This window comes from Streptococcus sp. 5004 (genome assembly GCF_013276755.1).
GTDB lineage: Bacteria > Bacillota > Bacilli > Lactobacillales > Streptococcaceae > Streptococcus.
Genome location: NZ_VMLP01000008.1, coordinates 164,133 through 180,538, shown reverse-complemented (window position 1 = coordinate 180,538; position 16,406 = coordinate 164,133). Strand labels below are relative to the sequence as shown.

General features: G+C 38.9%; 12 protein-coding genes, 8 tRNA genes and 2 pseudogenes. 19 read left to right on the top strand and 3 right to left on the bottom strand.

Annotated features, from left to right (window positions below):
• Nucleotides 1-19: 19 nt before the first annotated feature.
• The 8 genes from HT685_RS03920 (at nucleotide 20) to HT685_RS03885 (ending at nucleotide 733) form a co-directional block, all read left to right on the top strand.
• Nucleotides 20-93: transfer RNA gene (locus HT685_RS03920), tRNA-Met, on the top strand.
• 13 nt (nucleotides 94-106) lie between these two features.
• A tRNA-Ile gene (locus HT685_RS03915) sits at nucleotides 107-180 on the top strand.
• 10 nt (nucleotides 181-190) lie between these two features.
• Nucleotides 191-280: transfer RNA gene (locus HT685_RS03910), tRNA-Ser, on the top strand.
• A 10-nt stretch (nucleotides 281-290) separates the two neighbouring features.
• A tRNA-Met gene (locus HT685_RS03905) sits at nucleotides 291-364 on the top strand.
• Nucleotides 365-367: 3 nt separating this feature from the next.
• A tRNA-Phe gene (locus tag HT685_RS03900) sits at nucleotides 368-440 on the top strand.
• A 20-nt stretch (nucleotides 441-460) separates the two neighbouring features.
• Nucleotides 461-531, top strand: a tRNA-Gly gene (locus tag HT685_RS03895).
• A gap of 34 nt (nucleotides 532-565) precedes the next feature.
• Nucleotides 566-639, top strand: a tRNA-Ile gene (locus HT685_RS03890).
• Nucleotides 640-645: 6 nt separating this feature from the next.
• Nucleotides 646-733, top strand: a tRNA-Ser gene (locus HT685_RS03885).
• Nucleotides 734-858: 125 nt separating this feature from the next.
• On the opposite strand, the gene birA is transcribed toward HT685_RS03885, so the two are convergent.
• Nucleotides 859-1,794, bottom strand: a complete 936-nt coding sequence (birA, locus tag HT685_RS03880) for a bifunctional biotin--[acetyl-CoA-carboxylase] ligase/biotin operon repressor BirA (protein ID WP_173225486.1) — start codon at nucleotides 1,792-1,794, stop codon at nucleotides 859-861.
• A pseudogene (locus HT685_RS03875) lies at nucleotides 1,791-2,651 on the bottom strand (AraC family transcriptional regulator). Before HT685_RS03875 ends, birA begins: the two are co-directional and overlap by 4 nt.
• 107 nt (nucleotides 2,652-2,758) lie before the next feature.
• On the opposite strand from HT685_RS03875, the gene HT685_RS03870 reads away from it, so the two are divergent.
• The 10 genes and pseudogenes from HT685_RS03870 (at nucleotide 2,759) to HT685_RS03825 (ending at nucleotide 14,630) form a co-directional block, all read left to right on the top strand.
• Nucleotides 2,759-4,921: an alpha-galactosidase gene (locus tag HT685_RS03870; protein ID WP_173225489.1), complete on the top strand. Its 2,163-nt coding sequence runs from the start codon at nucleotides 2,759-2,761 to the stop codon at nucleotides 4,919-4,921.
• Nucleotides 4,922-4,955: 34 nt separating this feature from the next.
• On the top strand, nucleotides 4,956-6,206 hold the full coding sequence (locus HT685_RS03865; protein ID WP_173225492.1) for an extracellular solute-binding protein: 1,251 nt from the start codon (nucleotides 4,956-4,958) through the stop codon (nucleotides 6,204-6,206).
• An 18-nt stretch (nucleotides 6,207-6,224) separates the two neighbouring features.
• Nucleotides 6,225-7,097 (top strand): sugar ABC transporter permease, encoded by an 873-nt coding sequence (locus HT685_RS03860; RefSeq protein ID WP_001007715.1) that lies wholly within the window; start codon nucleotides 6,225-6,227, stop codon nucleotides 7,095-7,097.
• Between the two features lie 16 nt (nucleotides 7,098-7,113).
• The gene (locus tag HT685_RS03855; RefSeq protein WP_173225495.1) at nucleotides 7,114-7,947 is read left to right on the top strand and encodes a carbohydrate ABC transporter permease; all 834 of its coding nucleotides are present in this window, start codon (nucleotides 7,114-7,116) and stop codon (nucleotides 7,945-7,947) included.
• Nucleotides 7,948-8,244: 297 nt separating this feature from the next.
• A pseudogene (gtfA, locus tag HT685_RS03850) lies at nucleotides 8,245-9,687 on the top strand (sucrose phosphorylase).
• A 137-nt stretch (nucleotides 9,688-9,824) separates the two neighbouring features.
• Nucleotides 9,825-11,018, top strand: coding sequence for an O-antigen ligase (locus HT685_RS03845; protein WP_173225498.1), 1,194 nt, complete (start codon nucleotides 9,825-9,827; stop codon nucleotides 11,016-11,018).
• A gap of 144 nt (nucleotides 11,019-11,162) precedes the next feature.
• On the top strand, nucleotides 11,163-11,606 hold the full coding sequence (locus HT685_RS03840) for a MarR family transcriptional regulator (RefSeq protein WP_173225501.1): 444 nt from the start codon (nucleotides 11,163-11,165) through the stop codon (nucleotides 11,604-11,606).
• 3 nt (nucleotides 11,607-11,609) lie between these two features.
• The gene (locus HT685_RS03835) at nucleotides 11,610-12,374 is read left to right on the top strand and encodes an ester cyclase (protein ID WP_173225504.1); all 765 of its coding nucleotides are present in this window, start codon (nucleotides 11,610-11,612) and stop codon (nucleotides 12,372-12,374) included.
• 14 nt (nucleotides 12,375-12,388) lie between these two features.
• Nucleotides 12,389-13,117: an ABC transporter ATP-binding protein gene (locus tag HT685_RS03830; protein WP_173225506.1), complete on the top strand. Its 729-nt coding sequence runs from the start codon at nucleotides 12,389-12,391 to the stop codon at nucleotides 13,115-13,117.
• Complete coding sequence (locus HT685_RS03825; RefSeq protein WP_173225509.1) at nucleotides 13,110-14,630, top strand: ABC transporter permease/substrate-binding protein; 1,521 nt, start codon at nucleotides 13,110-13,112, stop codon at nucleotides 14,628-14,630. The genes HT685_RS03830 and HT685_RS03825 overlap by 8 nt, the downstream gene beginning before the upstream one ends.
• Before the next feature lie 241 nt (nucleotides 14,631-14,871).
• Here the strand turns inward: HT685_RS03825 and HT685_RS03820 are convergent, their stop codons facing one another.
• The gene (locus HT685_RS03820; protein ID WP_173225512.1) at nucleotides 14,872-15,408 is read right to left on the bottom strand and encodes a TetR/AcrR family transcriptional regulator; all 537 of its coding nucleotides are present in this window, start codon (nucleotides 15,406-15,408) and stop codon (nucleotides 14,872-14,874) included.
• Nucleotides 15,409-15,540: 132 nt separating this feature from the next.
• Here HT685_RS03820 and HT685_RS03815 point away from each other — a divergent pair, with 132 nt between their 5' ends.
• Nucleotides 15,541-16,398, top strand: coding sequence for a cation diffusion facilitator family transporter (locus HT685_RS03815; RefSeq protein ID WP_173225515.1), 858 nt, complete (start codon nucleotides 15,541-15,543; stop codon nucleotides 16,396-16,398).
• Nucleotides 16,399-16,406: the final 8 nt, after the last annotated feature.

Genomic DNA, 16,406 nt, shown 5'->3' with positions numbered 1-16,406 from the left:
TCCTGTCTTCCCGATACATGGCGGTGTAGCTCAGCTGGCTAGAGCGTCCGGTTCATACCCGGGAGGTCGGGGGTTCGATCCCCTTCGCCGCTATAATGATCTTGTCGGACCTTTAGCTCAGCTGGTTAGAGCTCTCGGCTCATAACCGAGTGGTCGTAGGTTCAAGTCCTACAAGGTCCATTTGAATATTGGAGGATTACCCAAGTCCGGCTGAAGGGAACGGTCTTGAAAACCGTCAGGCGTGTAAAAGCGTGCGTGGGTTCGAATCCCACATCCTCCTTTTATATTAACGCGGGATGGAGCAGCTCGGTAGCTCGTCGGGCTCATAACCCGAAGGTCGTAGGTTCAAATCCTGCTCCCGCAATAAGGCTCGGTAGCTCAGTTGGTAGAGCAATGGATTGAAGCTCCATGTGTCGGCGGTTCGATTCCGTCTCGCGCCATTTTTACTTATAGTATGTATGCGGGTGTAGTTTAGTGGTAAAACTACAGCCTTCCAAGCTGTTGTCGCGAGTTCGATTCTCGTCACCCGCTTTGAACTTTGTTCAAATTACCAAGTTTTTAACTTGGGCGCGTAGCTCAGGTGGTTAGAGCGCACGCCTGATAAGCGTGAGGTCGGTGGTTCGAGTCCACTCGTGCCCATTAATTGGAGAATTACTCAAGAGGCTGAAGAGGACGGTTTGCTAAATCGTTAGGTCGGGTAACTGGCGCAAGGGTTCGAATCCCTTATTCTCCGTTTTAATGAGAGTTTGTAACTCTCTTTTTTACTTTTAGAGACAATAAAACTTCAAATCTGTAAAACTTAATTGCATTACTAATCTGAAGTTATTTTTATATCGTTTATATTATAATTGTGTTATTTCACTTCCAACCCTTGAGTGAAATTTCTCCGCTATTGAGCCAGATTTCTTTTCCGTTATCACATTGAACTAAAAGTTTACCACTTTCAGAGATGTCTTTAGCAAGTCCCTTGTAGTCTTTTTGATCTAGTGTGAAAGTAACTTCTTTTCCTAGAACGAATGACTGTTTTTTATATAGGTATAATAACTCATCTGCTGGTGTTTCGAAGAAAGCACGCCAGATTTCTATGATTAATTCATTCCTTGTTATTGGAGCTGTAGTTTTAAATAAGCTAGCAGCTTTTTCTTTTAACTCTTGTGGGAAGTCATTAATAGTAAAGTTGATTCCTACTCCAATAATGATATCTGTGACTAAGCCTGTTTCTACAGAGGTCATTGCTTCAGTGAGAATTCCTCCAATTTTATGATTGTTTAGGTAGATATCATTGACCCATTTTATGTCGACATCTATTAATGTTAGGTTCTTAATGGCTTTGTAGATAGCTCCTGCTACAAGTAGTGTGTAGGATGGTAATTGGTCATAGGGGAGATTTGGTTTAAGATGGAGTGTCATATAAATGCCACCTTGTGGTGAGTAGAAAGAACGTTGAAATCGACCTCGGCCTGCTGTTTGATAGGAAGCTATATAGAGGGTGTTTGCTTCATTTCCTAAATCAATTGCTTCTTTTGCATCTAGTTGTGTTGATTTTGTTTCGGGTTTAAAGCTGACTTTAATTGGAAGATTTTCTTCTAGAAGTTCTGGAAGAATAAGGTCTCCATTCACCAGTTTATAGCCTTTGTTTTTGATACTATCAATTTCAATGCCTTCTTGTTCTAACCGCTTGATGGCTTTCCAAATTGATGTTCGGGTCAGTGATAGTTCTTCTGCAATTTTTTCTCCGCTTATATAGTCGGTTTCTTTAGCTAGAATCTGATAGACAGCTTGGTAGGATTTCATAGTGTTTCCTTTCTCACTAGTTGGTATTGAGAGTATTCTTTTCTTGTATGACTTGGAGTCTGATTAAAGTATTGTTTATAGGCTTTAGAAAAATGTAGTGGATCTGAAAAACCTACCGAGTATGCAATTACCTTGATGGACTCTTGGGTATTTTCGAGAAGTTGTTTAGCTCGGTGCATTCGAACGTAGAGTAGGTATTCTTTAGGTGATAAGGTATTAAATTCTTTGAATACACTTGATAAGTAGCTCCTGTGAACGGATAGTTCTTTTGCTAAATCTTGGATTGTAAGTGATTGAGGATAGTGGCTATCAATTAATCTTTTGCATTCAAGATAGAGTTGGTGGGTTGATGAAATATTATTTTTTTTCTGATTGGGAGCAATAGTTCCCAGATGAAACATCAGTTCATGGAGCTGTCCCATGATATGGAGTTGAGCTAATTCATTTGATTTTGTAATCTGAGCGAAGCGGACAATGTCTGAGATGAGTTTTGCAGTAGACTGGGTATGACAAGTTTCAGATTGGATGAGATAGGATTGGTCAGAAATTTGAGAAAGAGCAAAATAATCAGGAGCTTTCCCTCCAGTGATTCCCAACCAGTAGTAGGCCCAAGGTTCTTTACTATCTGCTTGATAAAAGGTTAGTTCCTATGGTTTTAATAGAAAGAAATCTCCTTCTTTTAAATCAACAATTTTACCCTTGTAATGAAATTTTCCTTGTCCTTTAGTAATGTAATGTAGAACGTATGTATCACGAATGGCTGGACCAAAAGAGTAATTTGGTGTGCATTCCTCATATCCATAAAAGCTTAAGGAAAGGTCAATTGTTCCAGTCTGGTATTCTGAAAAAACTAGCATGTGCTACCTCCTACCTAACATTTTACCATATTCTTGAGACATTTTTCTATTTTGGAAAGCGATTTCAGATGATAAAATAGAATCAATAAAGTGATGAGGTGAAGTAAATGGGAGTTAGGCTAGAGAATAATCTATTTTATGTTGAGAGTAAAAATTTAAGTTTGATTATTGAAAATCGAAATGGCTACTTACTTTTGAAACATTTAGGAAAGACTATTAAGAACTATAAAGGTTGCAATAGTGTTTATGAACGAGACCATGCCTTTTCAGGGAATCCAACGGCTAATAATAGAACCTTTAGTTTAGATACTCAGCGTCAGATTTTCGGACAACATGGCTTAGGAGATTTTAGGAAACCAACTATACAGGTTCAGCATAGTGTAACTGAAGTAACAGACTTTCGATTTGTAGAAGCAAAGATTTTAAAAGGTCAGAATGGTCCACAGGGATTACCTTCTCCGCATAGCATGGACGATACAGAGACCCTTGCTTTGATGTTAGAAGATTCTAAGGCTCAACTTAGCCTGACTTTGTATTATACTGCTTTTGATAATGATGCGACAATTGCTAGCTACAGTAAATTAGAGAATAATAGTAATCAGGAAGTTGTCATCCATAAAGATTTTTCTTTTATGGCTGATTTGCCAGCTGCAGCTTACGAAATCGTAACTCTTCAGGGTGCTTATGCTCGCGAAAAGACTGTCAGACGTCAACAGGTAGAACAAGGAATCTTTTCGATTAGTTCGAACCGCGGTGCTTCTGGTCATGCTCAAACACCAGCTCTTCTACTATGTGATCAAGGAGTCACAGAGGATGCTGGGAATGCACTTGCTATTCAACTAATGTATAGTGGAAACTTTGAAGCTTTTGTTCAAAGGAATCAATTGAATGAAGTTCGACTGGCGATTGGGATTAATTCGGAAAACTTTTCTTGGAAGTTAGACCCTGAGGAATACTTTGAAACACCAGTAGCTTTAGTGACCTATTCAGATAAGGGATTAACTGGTATTAGCCATGAAAGTCAAAATTTTGTACTGAAGCATATTCTGCCAAGTAAATTTTCTAAAAAAGAACGTCCAATTCTAATCAATAACTGGGAAGCAACCTACTTTGACTTTCAGAGAGAAAAACTGTTAGAGCTGGCTGATGAAGCTAAGAAAGTTGGTATTGAACTTTTTGTATTGGATGATGGATGGTTTGGCAATCGCTTTGATGATAATCGTGCTTTAGGTGATTGGATTGTTAATGAGAAAAAACTGGGTGGTAGCCTAGAAAGTCTGATTTCAGCTATCCATGAAAGAGGTCTACAGTTTGGACTTTGGTTAGAACCGGAAATGATTTCTGTAGATAGTGATTTGTATCGTAAACATCCTGACTGGGCTATTCAGGTTCCAGGATATGAGCATACTTATTCTCGGAATCAATTAGTACTTAATCTTGCCAATCCTCAGGTAGTAGAATACTTGAAAAATGTCTTAGATCAACTCCTATCTTATCATGAGATTGATTATATTAAATGGGATATGAATCGTAATATGACCAACCTAGGAAATGGCTTTACTTATCTAGAGACAAAGATGCAATCTCATCAGTACATGTTGGGGCTTTACGAACTCGTTTCTTATCTGACAGAGAAGCACAGCCATATTCTCTTTGAGTCCTGCTCTGGTGGTGGTGGACGAAATGATCTGGGTATGATGCGCTATTTCCCACAAGTCTGGACTAGTGATAATACTGATGCTATTGCACGTTTACCAATTCAATACGGTTCATCTTATCTCTATCCAACCATTTCTATGGGGGCTCATGTGTCAGCAGTACCGAATCATCAGATGGGGCGAACGACACCATTAGAAACACGTGGTCATGTAGCAATGATGGGAAATTTGGGATATGAGCTTGATTTGACAAGTTTATCAGATGAAGAGAAAGCTGAGATTGCTAATCAGGTGAACTTGTATAAAGAATTACGACCAGTAGTTCAGTTAGGACAACAGTATAGGTTAATCAATCCCGAGTCTGCATCCAATGAAGCAGCTGTACAATTTAATTACAAAAATCAAACGATTGTAACCTACGTTCGCGTTTTGTCAGTTGTAGAGACCATGGAAACAACTTTAAAGTTAAAAGATTTGGATGAAGAGGGACTGTATGAATTACAGGAAAATGGAGAAGTTTACTCAGGTGCAGAACTCATGTATGCAGGCTTAACTGTTATCTTATCCCAAGGAGATTTTTTGAGTAGACAGTATATTTTTAGAAGACTATAATAAAGGTGTATAAATTTATAAAGGAGGCTTTCCAATGAAATGGTATAAGAAAGCAGGTTTTCTTTTAGTCGCTGGGGCTAGTTTACTAGGTCTAGCAGCTTGTGGTCAGAATAATCAATCGACTGATGGAAAGGTAACGATTGAATTTTTTAACCAGAAGACCGAAATGGCGGATACTTTGCAAAAAATTGTAGATAATTTTGAAAAGGATCATCCTACTATTGATGTAAAACTGACGACTGTTCCGGCAGCTGGTATTGTTCTGAAGACTCGGATTTTATCAGGAGATGTTCCAGATATTGTTAATATCTATCCTCAAAATATGGATTTTCAGGAGTGGGCAAAAGCAGGTTACTTTGCAGATATGACAGGGAAATCTTATCTTGAGAATATTAAGAATGACTATGCAGAAAAGTATGCAATCAATAACAAGATTTATAGTGTGCCTTTAACTGCTAACCTTTATGGAATTTATTACAATAAAACAAAGTTTAAAGAATTAGGACTTGAGGAACCGAAGACTTTTAAAGAGTTTCAAGAGATTGTTAAAAAGATAAAAGATAGTGGGAATTCTCCGTTTGCAGTTGCAGGCAATGAAGGATGGACATTAAACGGTTATCACCAACTTTCTCTCATTACCATTACAGGCAGTGGAGACGCAGCTAATAACTATCTTCGCTTTTCAAAACCAAATGCTATTTCTGCAGATGATGCTATTTTAAAAGCAGATGCAGAACGACTAGATTTGTTGGCGGATAATGCTCAAGATGGATGGCGTGGTGCCTCTTATAATGATGCGGTGGTAGCATTCTCGAATGAAAAAGCCTTGATGATGCCGCAAGGATCATGGGCATTAGCGGCAATTAATCAACAGGATCCAAAATTTGATGTGGGGATGTTTGCCTTCCCAGGAGAAGAAGTAGGAAAAGAAGTCACTGTTGGTGCAGGGGACATGGCATTATCAACTTCAGCTACTACCAAACATCCTAAAGAAACCGAAGAATTTATCAGCTATATGACTAGTCCAAAAGCTATGCAAGCATATTATGATGTGGATGGATCACCAGTTGCTATAAAAGGTGTACAGGAAAAAGAAGATTCAGCACTTGCAGAGATTTCTAAACTAGCATTTACGGATAAACATTATGTTTGGTTGGGCCAATACTGGAATTCTGAAGAAGATTTTTTCAATCTAAGTGCAGGTTACTTGATGGATAAAAATCTGAAAAATATGGCAAACAATCTCAATGCTTTCTTTAATCCAATGAAGGCAGATTTGGACTAGAATAGGAGTTAAGATGATATGGCTATTCGAAAAATTTTAAATAAATACTGGGGTTGGACTTTTTTGCTCATCCCGCTTGCATTACAAGCTATCTTCTTTTACTTTCCGATGGTACAAGGTGCTTTCTATAGTTTGACTAACTGGACTGGATTGACCTATAATTATAAATTTGTTGGTCTGAATAACTACAAATTGCTGATGATTGATGGGAAATTCTTCACAGCCATAGCTTTTACTTTGATTTTAACCCTGGCATTGATTATTGGAGAGATTACAATTGGGATGGTTGTGGCTCGAGCCTTGAATTCTAAGATGAAAGGGCAAACCTTCTTTAGAGCATGGTTCTTTTTCCCAGCGGTTTTGTCTGGTTTGACAGTTTCCTTGATTTTTAAACAATTCTTCAACTATGGTCTTCCAACGATTGGAAAAATTTTAGGGATTAGTTTTTTACAAGAAAGTCTATTAGGAACACCAATCGGAGCGGTAGTGGCAACTATTTTTGTTCTTCTATGGCAAGGAGTAGCAATGCCAATTATTCTCTTTCTTGCTGGTCTTCAGAGTATTCCATCTGATATTTTGGAGGCGGCATCAATTGATGGTGCAACAAGCAAACAAACTTTTTGGAAAATTGAATTACCATATTTGTTGCCAACGATTTCTATGGTTTTTATCCTAGCTCTTAAGTCCGGTTTGACTGCCTTTGACCAAATTTTTGCTTTGACGAGTGGTGGTCCTAATAATGCTACAACGTCTCTTGGTCTTTTAGTCTATAACTATGCCTTCAAGAGTAATCAATATGGATATGCGAATGCAATTGCCTTGATTTTATTCTTAATTATTGGAATTGTTTCTCTGATCCAAATCAAACTATCAAAGAAATTTGAAATCTAATAGGGGAGTCTTACACATGAAAAAAGAAGAAAAATTGAATCAGTTTTGGAAGTATGTCCTCTTGATAGTAGGTGGTATTCTTATACTTGTTCCTTTGTTGGTAACGGTTTTTAGTTCCTTCAAGACAACCAAGGATATCATGAATCATTTCTTTAGTTTGCCCAATCCTTTTACATTAAGCAATTATGAACGATTGGTTTCGGATGGGATTGGAGGTTATTTCTGGAATTCAGCTGTTATTACGGTATTATCATTGATTGTAGTAGCCTTCTTTATACCAGCTGCAGCCTATTCCATTGCTCGAAATATGTCCAAGAAAAAAGCCTTTGCAATTATGTATTCGCTCTTGATCTTAGGGATATTTGTTCCATTTCAGGTGATTATGATTCCTATCACAGTTATGATGAGCAAACTCGGCCTGGCAAATATGTGGGGGTTGGTACTACTTTATCTAACTTATGCAATTCCACAGACCCTCTTCTTGTATGTCGGTTATATTAAAATCAGTGTACCAGATAGTTTAGATGAAGCTGCGGAAATCGATGGGGCTGATCGATTTACAACTTACCGTCGAATTATCTTCCCAATGATGAAACCCATGCATGCGACAACCATGATCATCAATGCCCTTTGGTTCTGGAATGACTTCATGTTGCCATTGTTGATTTTGAATAAGGATTCCAAGCTGTGGACTTTGCCTCTCTTCCAGTACAACTACCAAGGTCAGTATTTTAATGACTATGGGCCAAGTTTTGCATCCTATATTGTGGGAATTGTAACAATTACTGTCGTCTACCTCATCTTCCAAAAACATATTATTTCAGGAATGAGCAACGGAGCAGTGAAATAAGATACAAAGGGACGATTCAGCTTGCTGAAAATTTCTGTAGAAAAATAGGAAATTGACGTAGTGTGCTTGCACACAAGAAGATTTATCTTTTTTCCTAAGAAATTAGTCCCGTGTTCAATTCCGTATACGAAGGGACGATTCAGCTTATTGACAATTCAAGAAAAAAATAAAGTAGTACTTAGTTTATCACAGTCTATATTAATACGAGTTTGATGATAAACAGAGATTTAAAATGAATTTGATTTACGAAGCCAGGTCATATAAGACTTGGCTTCAATTAGAAAAAGGAGAGTAATGATGCCAATTCAGAATAAAACCATGTTGATTACCTATTCAGATAGTCTGGGAAATAATCTTAAAGACTTATATGAGAATTTGGAAGAGCATTTTGGAGATGCTATTGGGGGAGTTCACCTTCTACCATTTTTCCCATCAACAGGTGATCGTGGATTTGCGCCAGTTGACTACGACGAAGTGGACTCAGCTTTTGGTGATTGGGAGGATGTTAAGCGTTTAGGTGAGAAGTATTATCTTATGTTTGACTTTATGATTAACCATATTTCTCGTCAATCTAAGTATTATAAGGACTATCAAGAAAAACATGAAGCCAGTGAATTTAAAGATCTCTTTTTAAACTGGGATAAGTTTTGGCCAGAAAACCGTCCAACACAGTCTGATGTAGATTTAATTTACAAGCGTAAGGATCGTGCACCAAAGCAAGAGATTGTGTTTGAAGATGGTTCAGTGGAACATTTGTGGAATACCTTTGGTGAGGAGCAGATTGATCTTGATGTGAGCAAAGAAGTAACGATGGAATTTATCCGTAAGACCATTCAGCACTTGGCAAGTAATTGATGTGATTTGATTCGTCTAGATGCCTTTGCTTATGCAGTGAAGAAATTGGATACTAATGATTTCTTTGTAGAACCAGATATTTGGGATTTATTGGACAAAGTTCGAGATATCGCTGCTGAGTATGGGACAGAGCTTTTACCTGAGATTCATGAACACTATTCGATTCAGTTTAAAATAGCAGACCATGATTACTATGTTTATGATTTTGCTCTTCCAATGGTGACACTTTATACTCTTTACAGTTCCAGAACAGAGCGTTTGGCTAAGTGGTTGAAGATGAGCCCGATGAAGCAATTTACGACGCTAGATACCCATGATGGGATTGGAGTAGTAGATGTCAAGGATATCCTGACCGATGAGGAGATTGATTATGCTTCAAATGAACTCTATAAGGTTGGAGCTAATGTCAAACGTAAGTACTCCAGTGCCGAGTATAATAATTTAGATATCTACCAAATCAATTCAACCTATTATTCTGCGCTTGGAGATGATGATGTTAAGTATTTTCTCGCTCGTCTAATTCAAGCTTTTGCTCCAGGTATTCCTCAAGTTTACTATGTAGGTCTATTAGCAGGCAAGAATGACTTGAAATTATTAGAAGAAACTAAAGAAGGTCGAAATATTAATCGTCATTACTATAGCAATGAGGAAATAGCAGAAGAAGTCCAACGTCCTGTGGTGAAGGCACTTCTCAATCTATTTTCTTTCCGTAATCGTTCAGAAGCATTTGATTTAGAAGGAACTATTGACGTTGAAACACCAACAGCCCACAGCATTGTAATCAAACGTCAAAATAAAGATAAGTCCGTAACAGCAGTAGCAGAAATTGATTTGCAAAATCAGACTTATCGGGTAATTGAGAACGGAATTAAAGTAACATTTTGAAGCCTTGATATGGTTGATAAAATAGGATTTTTATTTTGGAAAACGTTTCCTTTGTTTTCAAATTGCTAAAAAAGTGGTACAATATAGGATAGCTTACTATTATCTGAATCAACTGATTTGGAGAGAAAGGATTCATTTTGAAATCAATAGGCTTTATTGAAAAGCTGAGAGGGTTGTCTAGTAAAGAGCTGATTTTATTGGGAATTATCCTGAGTATCTTTTTACCCTTTTATCTTTTTGTAGTTGTATTCTGTTTATATATTATCAGTTTGATTTTTACAGGAGACATGAAAAGTATTCTTCAGAAAATGGGGGAGCATCCGATGCTGCTTCTTTTTCTTGGCTATAGTACTGTTATATCCGTTTTTGCACAAAATTGGATGGGAGTTGTGGCTTCAGTAGGAATTTTTCTATTTACTGTTTTCTTTTTGCACTATCAGTCGATTTTATCACATAAATTCTTTCGATTGATTTTGCAGCTCGTCTTGTTTGGTAGCGTCTTGTCAGCTGCTTTTGCGAGTTTAGAACATTTCCAAATTGTGAAGAAATTTAACTATGCTTTTCTTTCACCCAATATGCAGGTGTGGCATCAGAATCGTGCAGAAGTGACCTTCTTTAATCCTAATTATTATGGAATTATTTGTTGTTTCTGTATCATGATTGCCTTCTATCTGTTTACAACGACCAAGTTGAATTGGTTGAAAGTATTCTGTGTGTTTGCAGGCTTTGTGAATCTCTTTGGTTTGAACTTTACGCAAAATCGAACTGCATTTCCTGCTATTATCGCTGGAGCCATTATTTATCTCTTTACGACCATTAAAAACTGGAAGGCCTTTTGGCTTAGTATTGGGGTCTTTGCGATTGGCTTGAGTTTCCTCTTTTCCAGTGATCTAGGAGTTCGGATGGGGACTTTAGACTCTTCTATGGAAGAACGCATTTCTATCTGGGATGCTGGGATGGCCTTATTTAAGCAAAATCCTTTCTGGGGTGAGGGGCCATTGACCTATATGCACTCTTATCCTCGGATAAATGCTCCTTATCATGAACATGCTCACAGTCTATATATCGATACGATTCTGAGTTACGGAATTGTGGGGACTATTTTATTAGTTTTGTCTTCTGTTGCTCCTGTTCGCTTGATGATGGATATGAGTCAGGAGTCGGGGAAACGCCCGATTATCGGTCTTTATCTGTCTTTCCTTACAGTGGTTGCTGTACACGGAATCTTTGACTTGGCCCTCTTCTGGATTCAGTCAGGTTTCATTTTCTTGCTAGTTATGTGCAGTGTTCCATTGGAGCATCGAACGTTGGTATCGGACATGACGGATTAAGTTTATAAGATTAAAATCTTCTACCTTGGGTAGGAGGTTTTTTTACTGGGAAAAATTATTTCCAAATCGAAATAGTTGACAGTTGGAACGATGAGTGTTATAATTGTTTTATTCTTTTCGATATCGAAATAAATTGGAGGTGTTATGAAAGATAGTCATTTGCTAGCCCATCATATTCGTTTGTTGAATGGGCGGATTTTTCAAAAGTTACTGAGCCAAGATCCTGAAGCTCTTTATCGTAGTGAACAGGGTAAGATTTTAGCGGTTTTATGGAATAGTGAAACTGGCTGCGCAACTGCGACAGATATTGCGCTTGCGACTGGTCTTGCTAATAATACGCTGACGACTATGATAAAAAAGCTTGAGGAACAAAATCTTGTAACTGTTAGTCCATGTGGAGAAGACAAGCGTAAGAAGTATTTAGTTTTAACAGATTTGGGGCAGTCCCAGAAAGAAGTGGGACATCGTGTCAGTCAGAAATTGGATACGATCTTTTACAAAGGATTTTCAGAGGAAGAAATTAGGCAGTTTGAAGCCTTTCAAGAAAGAATTTTGGATAATCTGAAAGAGAAGGAAAATGAGGTTTAAATCATGTCACAACAAGTGAAAAATGCTCACAACCTATACATTCATGCCATTCAAGACGGACGAGTTGCTGAGGCTCAAGCCCAGTCTGTAGGGGATACTTATATCCAACACTCGACAGGTGTGCCTGACGGAAAAGAAGGGTTTGCGGCCTTCTTTGCAAATTTCTTCGAGCGTCATCCAGAACGTCAGATGAAGATTGTCCGCACTATTGAGGATGGCGATCTGGTCTTTGTTCATGTTCATCAATATCTGAATGGTGGGGAAGCTCAATGGGTAACGACAGATACTTTCCGTGCAGATGAGAATGGACGTATCGTGGAGCATTGGGACGTTATTGACTACTATCGAACACCTGAAAATGGTCAATTAGATCAAATTTTTGGAGATTTTGAAATCAAGGATTTAGACAAAACAGCAGAAAATAAAAAGTTGGTTCGCCGTTTCTTGACAGAAATTTTCCAAAATGGGGAACTGGAGCAGTGGAGTGATTATGTGGCAGATGATTTGATTCAGCATAATCATGAGATTGGACAAGGAAGTGTCGCTTATAAAAACTATGTGGCTGAACCTGGTGTCACTTTCGACTTTATTTTCCAACTATTAGGAAAAGGAAACTATGTGGTTAGTTATGGTCAAACTCAGATTGATGGCCTTGCTTATGCCCAGTACGATATCTTCCGTCTAGAAAATGGGAAAATTGTGGAGCATTGGGATAATAAGGAAATTATGCCAAAGGTTGAAGATTTGACCAACCGAGGAAAGTTTTAAATTGAGGACAAAGAATGATTGAATACAAAAATGTAGCCTTGCGCTACACAGAAAAAGATGTTTTGAGAGATGTTAATTTACGGATTAAGAATGGGGAGTTTATGGTTTTAGTTGGACCTTCTGGATCAGGTAAGACGACCATGATTAAGATGATTAACCGTCTTTTGGAGCCGACTGATGGAAATATTTATATGGATGGCAAGCGCATCAAAGACTATGATGAGCGTGAACTTCGTCTTTCTACTGGTTATGTTTTACAGGCCATTGCTCTGTTTCCCAATCTAACGGTTGCAGAAAATATTGCCCTGATTCCTGAGATGAAGGGTTGGACTAAAGAAGAAATTGCGAAGAAAACAGAAGAGCTTTTGGCTAAGGTTGGTTTACCGGTAGCTGAGTATGGGCATCGACTTCCTAGTGAACTATCTGGTGGAGAACAGCAACGGGTTGGTATTGTTCGTGCCATGATTGGTCAGCCTAAGATTTTGCTTATGGATGAACCTTTTTCAGCCTTGGATGCGATTTCGAGAAAGCAGTTGCAGGTTCTGACGAAAGAATTGCATAAAGAGTTTGGGATGACAACGATTTTTGTGACCCATGATACGGATGAAGCCTTGAAATTGGCGGACCGTATTGCTGTCTTGCAGGATGGAGAGATTCGTCAGGTGGCGAATCCCGAGACGATTTTAAAAGCCCCTGCAACAGACTTTGTAGCAGACTTGTTTGGAGGTAGTGTTCATGACTAATTTAATTGCAACTTTTCAGGATCGTTTTAGTGATTGGTTGACAGCTCTATCCCAACATTTGCAGTTGTCACTTTTGACCCTGTTACTAGCTATTTTTATTGCGATTCCCTTAGCTGTATATCTTCGCTATCATGAGAAGTTGGCTGACTGGGTTTTGCAGATTGCAGGGATTTTCCAGACCATCCCGTCTTTGGCCTTGTTAGGGCTCTTTATTCCCTTGATGGGAATTGGAACCTTGCCGGCTTTGACAGCTCTAGTGATTTATGCGATTTTCCCTATTTTGCAAAATACCATCACTGGACTCAAGGGAATTGATCCGAGTCTGCAAGAGGCTGGGATTGCCTTTGGGATGACTAGATGGGAACGTCTCAAGAAGTTTGAAATTCCACTTGCCATGCCTGTTATCATGTCTGGGATTCGGACAGCAGCAGTATTGGTTATCGGTACAGCAACCTTGGCGGCCTTGATTGGTGCAGGGGGGCTGGGTTCCTTTATTCTTTTGGGAATTGACCGTAATAATGCCAGTCTGATTTTGATTGGGGCCCTTTCTTCTGCAGTGCTTGCCATTGCCTTTAACTTCCTACTAAAAGTGATGGAAAAAGCAAAATTGCGGACGATTTTCTCAGGTTTTGCCTTGGTGACCTTATTGCTTGGTTTGTCTTATAGTCCAGCTCTCTTGGCTCAAAAAGAGAAAGAAAACTTGGTCATTGCTGGGAAATTGGGTCCAGAACCAGAAATTTTGGCCAATATGTATAAACTCCTTATTGAAGAAAATACCAGCATGACTGCGACTGTAAAACCAAATTTTGGGAAAACAAGCTTTCTTTATGAAGCTTTGAAAAAAGGCGATATTGACATCTATCCTGAATTTACAGGAACGGTGACTGAAAGTTTACTTCAGCCATCACCTAAAGTGGGTCACGAGCCAGATCAGGTTTATCAGGTAGCACGTGATGGCATTGCCAAACAGGATCATCTATCCTATCTCAAACCTATGTCTTATCAAAATACCTATGCTGTAGCTGTTCCGAAAAAGATTGCTCAAGAATATGGCTTGAAGACCATTTCGGACTTGAAAAAAGTGGAAGGGCAGTTGAAGGCAGGCTTTACACTTGAGTTTAATGACCGTGAAGATGGCAATAAGGGCTTGCAATCAATGTATGGTCTCAATCTCAATGTAGCTACGATGGAACCAGCCCTTCGCTATCAGGCTATTCAGTCAGGTGATATTCAAATCACGGACGCCTATTCGACTGATGCGGAATTGGCGCGTTATGATTTACAGATCTTGGAAGATGACAAGCAACTCTTCCCACCTTATCAAGGGGCTCCACTCATGAAAGAAGCTCTTCTCAAGAAACATCCAGAGTTGGAAAGAGTTCTTAATAAATTGGCTGGTAAGATTACAGAAAGCCAGATGAGCCAGCTTAACTATCAAGTCGGTGTTGAAGGCAAGTCAGCAGAACAAGTAGCCAAAGAGTTTCTACAAGAACAAGGTTTGTTGAAGAAATAGCTTGAAAAGCTAAACTCAACTTGGTTAAACGACTATATAGAAGAAAGCTCAGACAATGTCGTCTGGGCTTTTTGATTATTGAAAAAATAAAAACTCAGTAGCCAGGGTATAAGGCGACTGAGCTCTAGTCTGTATTTATACTCTTCGAAAATCAAATTCAAACCACGTCAGCTTCACCTTGCCGTACTCAAGTACAGCCTGCGGCTAGCTTCCTAGTTTGCTCTTTGATTTTCATTGAGTATTAGTCTTTAGAAATGAAAAGGTCTAGATAAAACTGGACAACTTCCTGATTTGTGAAGTCTTGCCCTTTTTTGAGCCACCAGGTCAATGTTTCGATAAAGTTGGTCACGACCAAGTGTTGGAGATAAGAAGCAGGCAGACTTGGGTGTGCTTCTTTCAAATCGTCAACCAGCATGGGGTAGACGTGGTGTTCCAACTCTCTCTGGAGTTGGCGGAGGAAGTAGTCATTCTTAGAGAATAGTAAACTGGTGATATGGTCTTGGTTTTTCTGAAAATGAAGAAAGAGATGGGCGAGATAAACCTTAGTTGAAATGGATTTTTCTCTTTCAAAGAGGTGATGGAAGAGGTAGCGGCAGAGCTCGTCCAGAAGCAGCTCCTTACTCTCATAGTGACAGTAAAAGGTGGAGCGTCCCACATCTGCAAGATCAATGATATCCTGAACAGTAGTGGTCTCGTAGCCCTTAGCATTCAAAAGTTGTAGAAAAGCTTGATAGATGGCTTTTTTTGTTTTACTGATACGGCGGTCAATGTTAGTCATATGGACACTTGAGGCAAATTGTTCAGAACTGAATAAAGCTGACCTTTTGCTTCTATCCTTTCTTTGAGTTTTAGTGGATAATGATAATGAACAAGATGTTCATAAATCTATTATAACAAAGGAATGAGAAATATGAAGGCAAAATATCCTGTTTGGCTAGCTTTTTTCTTAAATTTGACTTATGCCATTGTCGAGTTTATCGCTGGTGGAGTGTTTGGTTCCAGTGCAGTTCTTGCTGACTCGGTGCATGACTTGGGAGATGCGATTGCTATTGGGATCTCAGCCTTTTTGGAAAGTATCTCCAATCGTGAAGAAGACAGCCACTATACTTTGGGCTACAAGCGTTTTAGCCTTTTAGGGGCTATGGTAACGGCTGTGATTCTTATGACAGGGTCCGTTTTGGTCATTTTGGAAAATATAGCGAAAATCTTTCATCCACAACCGGTCAATGATGAGGGGATTCTCTGGTTAGGAATTATTGCGATTACTGTCAATGTGCTAGCGAGTCTCGTCATTCGCAAAGGACAAACCAAGAACGAATCCATTCTCAGCCTGCACTTTCTGGAAGATACCTTGGGTTGGGTGGCTGTCATCCTGATGGCCATTGTTCTTCGATTTACCGATTGGTATATCTTGGATCCGCTCTTGTCTCTTGCTATTTCCTTCTTTATTCTGTCAAAAGCCCTTCCACGTTTTTGGAGAACGCTCAAGATATTCCTCGATGCAGTGCCAGAAGGAGTAGATATCCAGAAAATCAAGACGGATTTAGCAGAATTGGATCATGTCGCTAGTATCAATCAGCTTAATCTCTGGACTATGGATGGTTTGGAAAAAAATGCCATTGTCCATGTTTGTTTAAAAGAGATGGAGCATATGGAAACTTGTAAAGAATCTATTCGAATTTTCCTCAAAGATTGTGGCTTTCAAAATATTACCATTGAAGTTGATGCTGACCTAGAAAGTCACCAAACACATAAGCGAAAAGTGTGAGTTGGAGC

Bases quoted from the DNA above. Each gene is read 5' to 3' on its own strand.
- birA (WP_173225486.1), bottom strand. From the start codon at position 1,794: ATGAAATCCTACCAAGCTGTCTATCAGATTCTAGCTAAAGAAACCGAC.
- HT685_RS03870 (WP_173225489.1), top strand. From the start codon at position 2,759: ATGGGAGTTAGGCTAGAGAATAATCTATTTTATGTTGAGAGTAAAAAT.
- HT685_RS03865 (WP_173225492.1), top strand. From the start codon at position 4,956: ATGAAATGGTATAAGAAAGCAGGTTTTCTTTTAGTCGCTGGGGCTAGT.
- HT685_RS03860 (WP_001007715.1), top strand. From the start codon at position 6,225: ATGGCTATTCGAAAAATTTTAAATAAATACTGGGGTTGGACTTTTTTG.
- HT685_RS03855 (WP_173225495.1), top strand. From the start codon at position 7,114: ATGAAAAAAGAAGAAAAATTGAATCAGTTTTGGAAGTATGTCCTCTTG.
- HT685_RS03840 (WP_173225501.1), top strand. From the start codon at position 11,163: ATGAAAGATAGTCATTTGCTAGCCCATCATATTCGTTTGTTGAATGGG.
- HT685_RS03835 (WP_173225504.1), top strand. From the start codon at position 11,610: ATGTCACAACAAGTGAAAAATGCTCACAACCTATACATTCATGCCATT.
- HT685_RS03830 (WP_173225506.1), top strand. From the start codon at position 12,389: ATGATTGAATACAAAAATGTAGCCTTGCGCTACACAGAAAAAGATGTT.
- HT685_RS03825 (WP_173225509.1), top strand. From the start codon at position 13,110: ATGACTAATTTAATTGCAACTTTTCAGGATCGTTTTAGTGATTGGTTG.
- HT685_RS03820 (WP_173225512.1), bottom strand. From the start codon at position 15,408: ATGACTAACATTGACCGCCGTATCAGTAAAACAAAAAAAGCCATCTAT.
- HT685_RS03815 (WP_173225515.1), top strand. From the start codon at position 15,541: ATGAAGGCAAAATATCCTGTTTGGCTAGCTTTTTTCTTAAATTTGACT.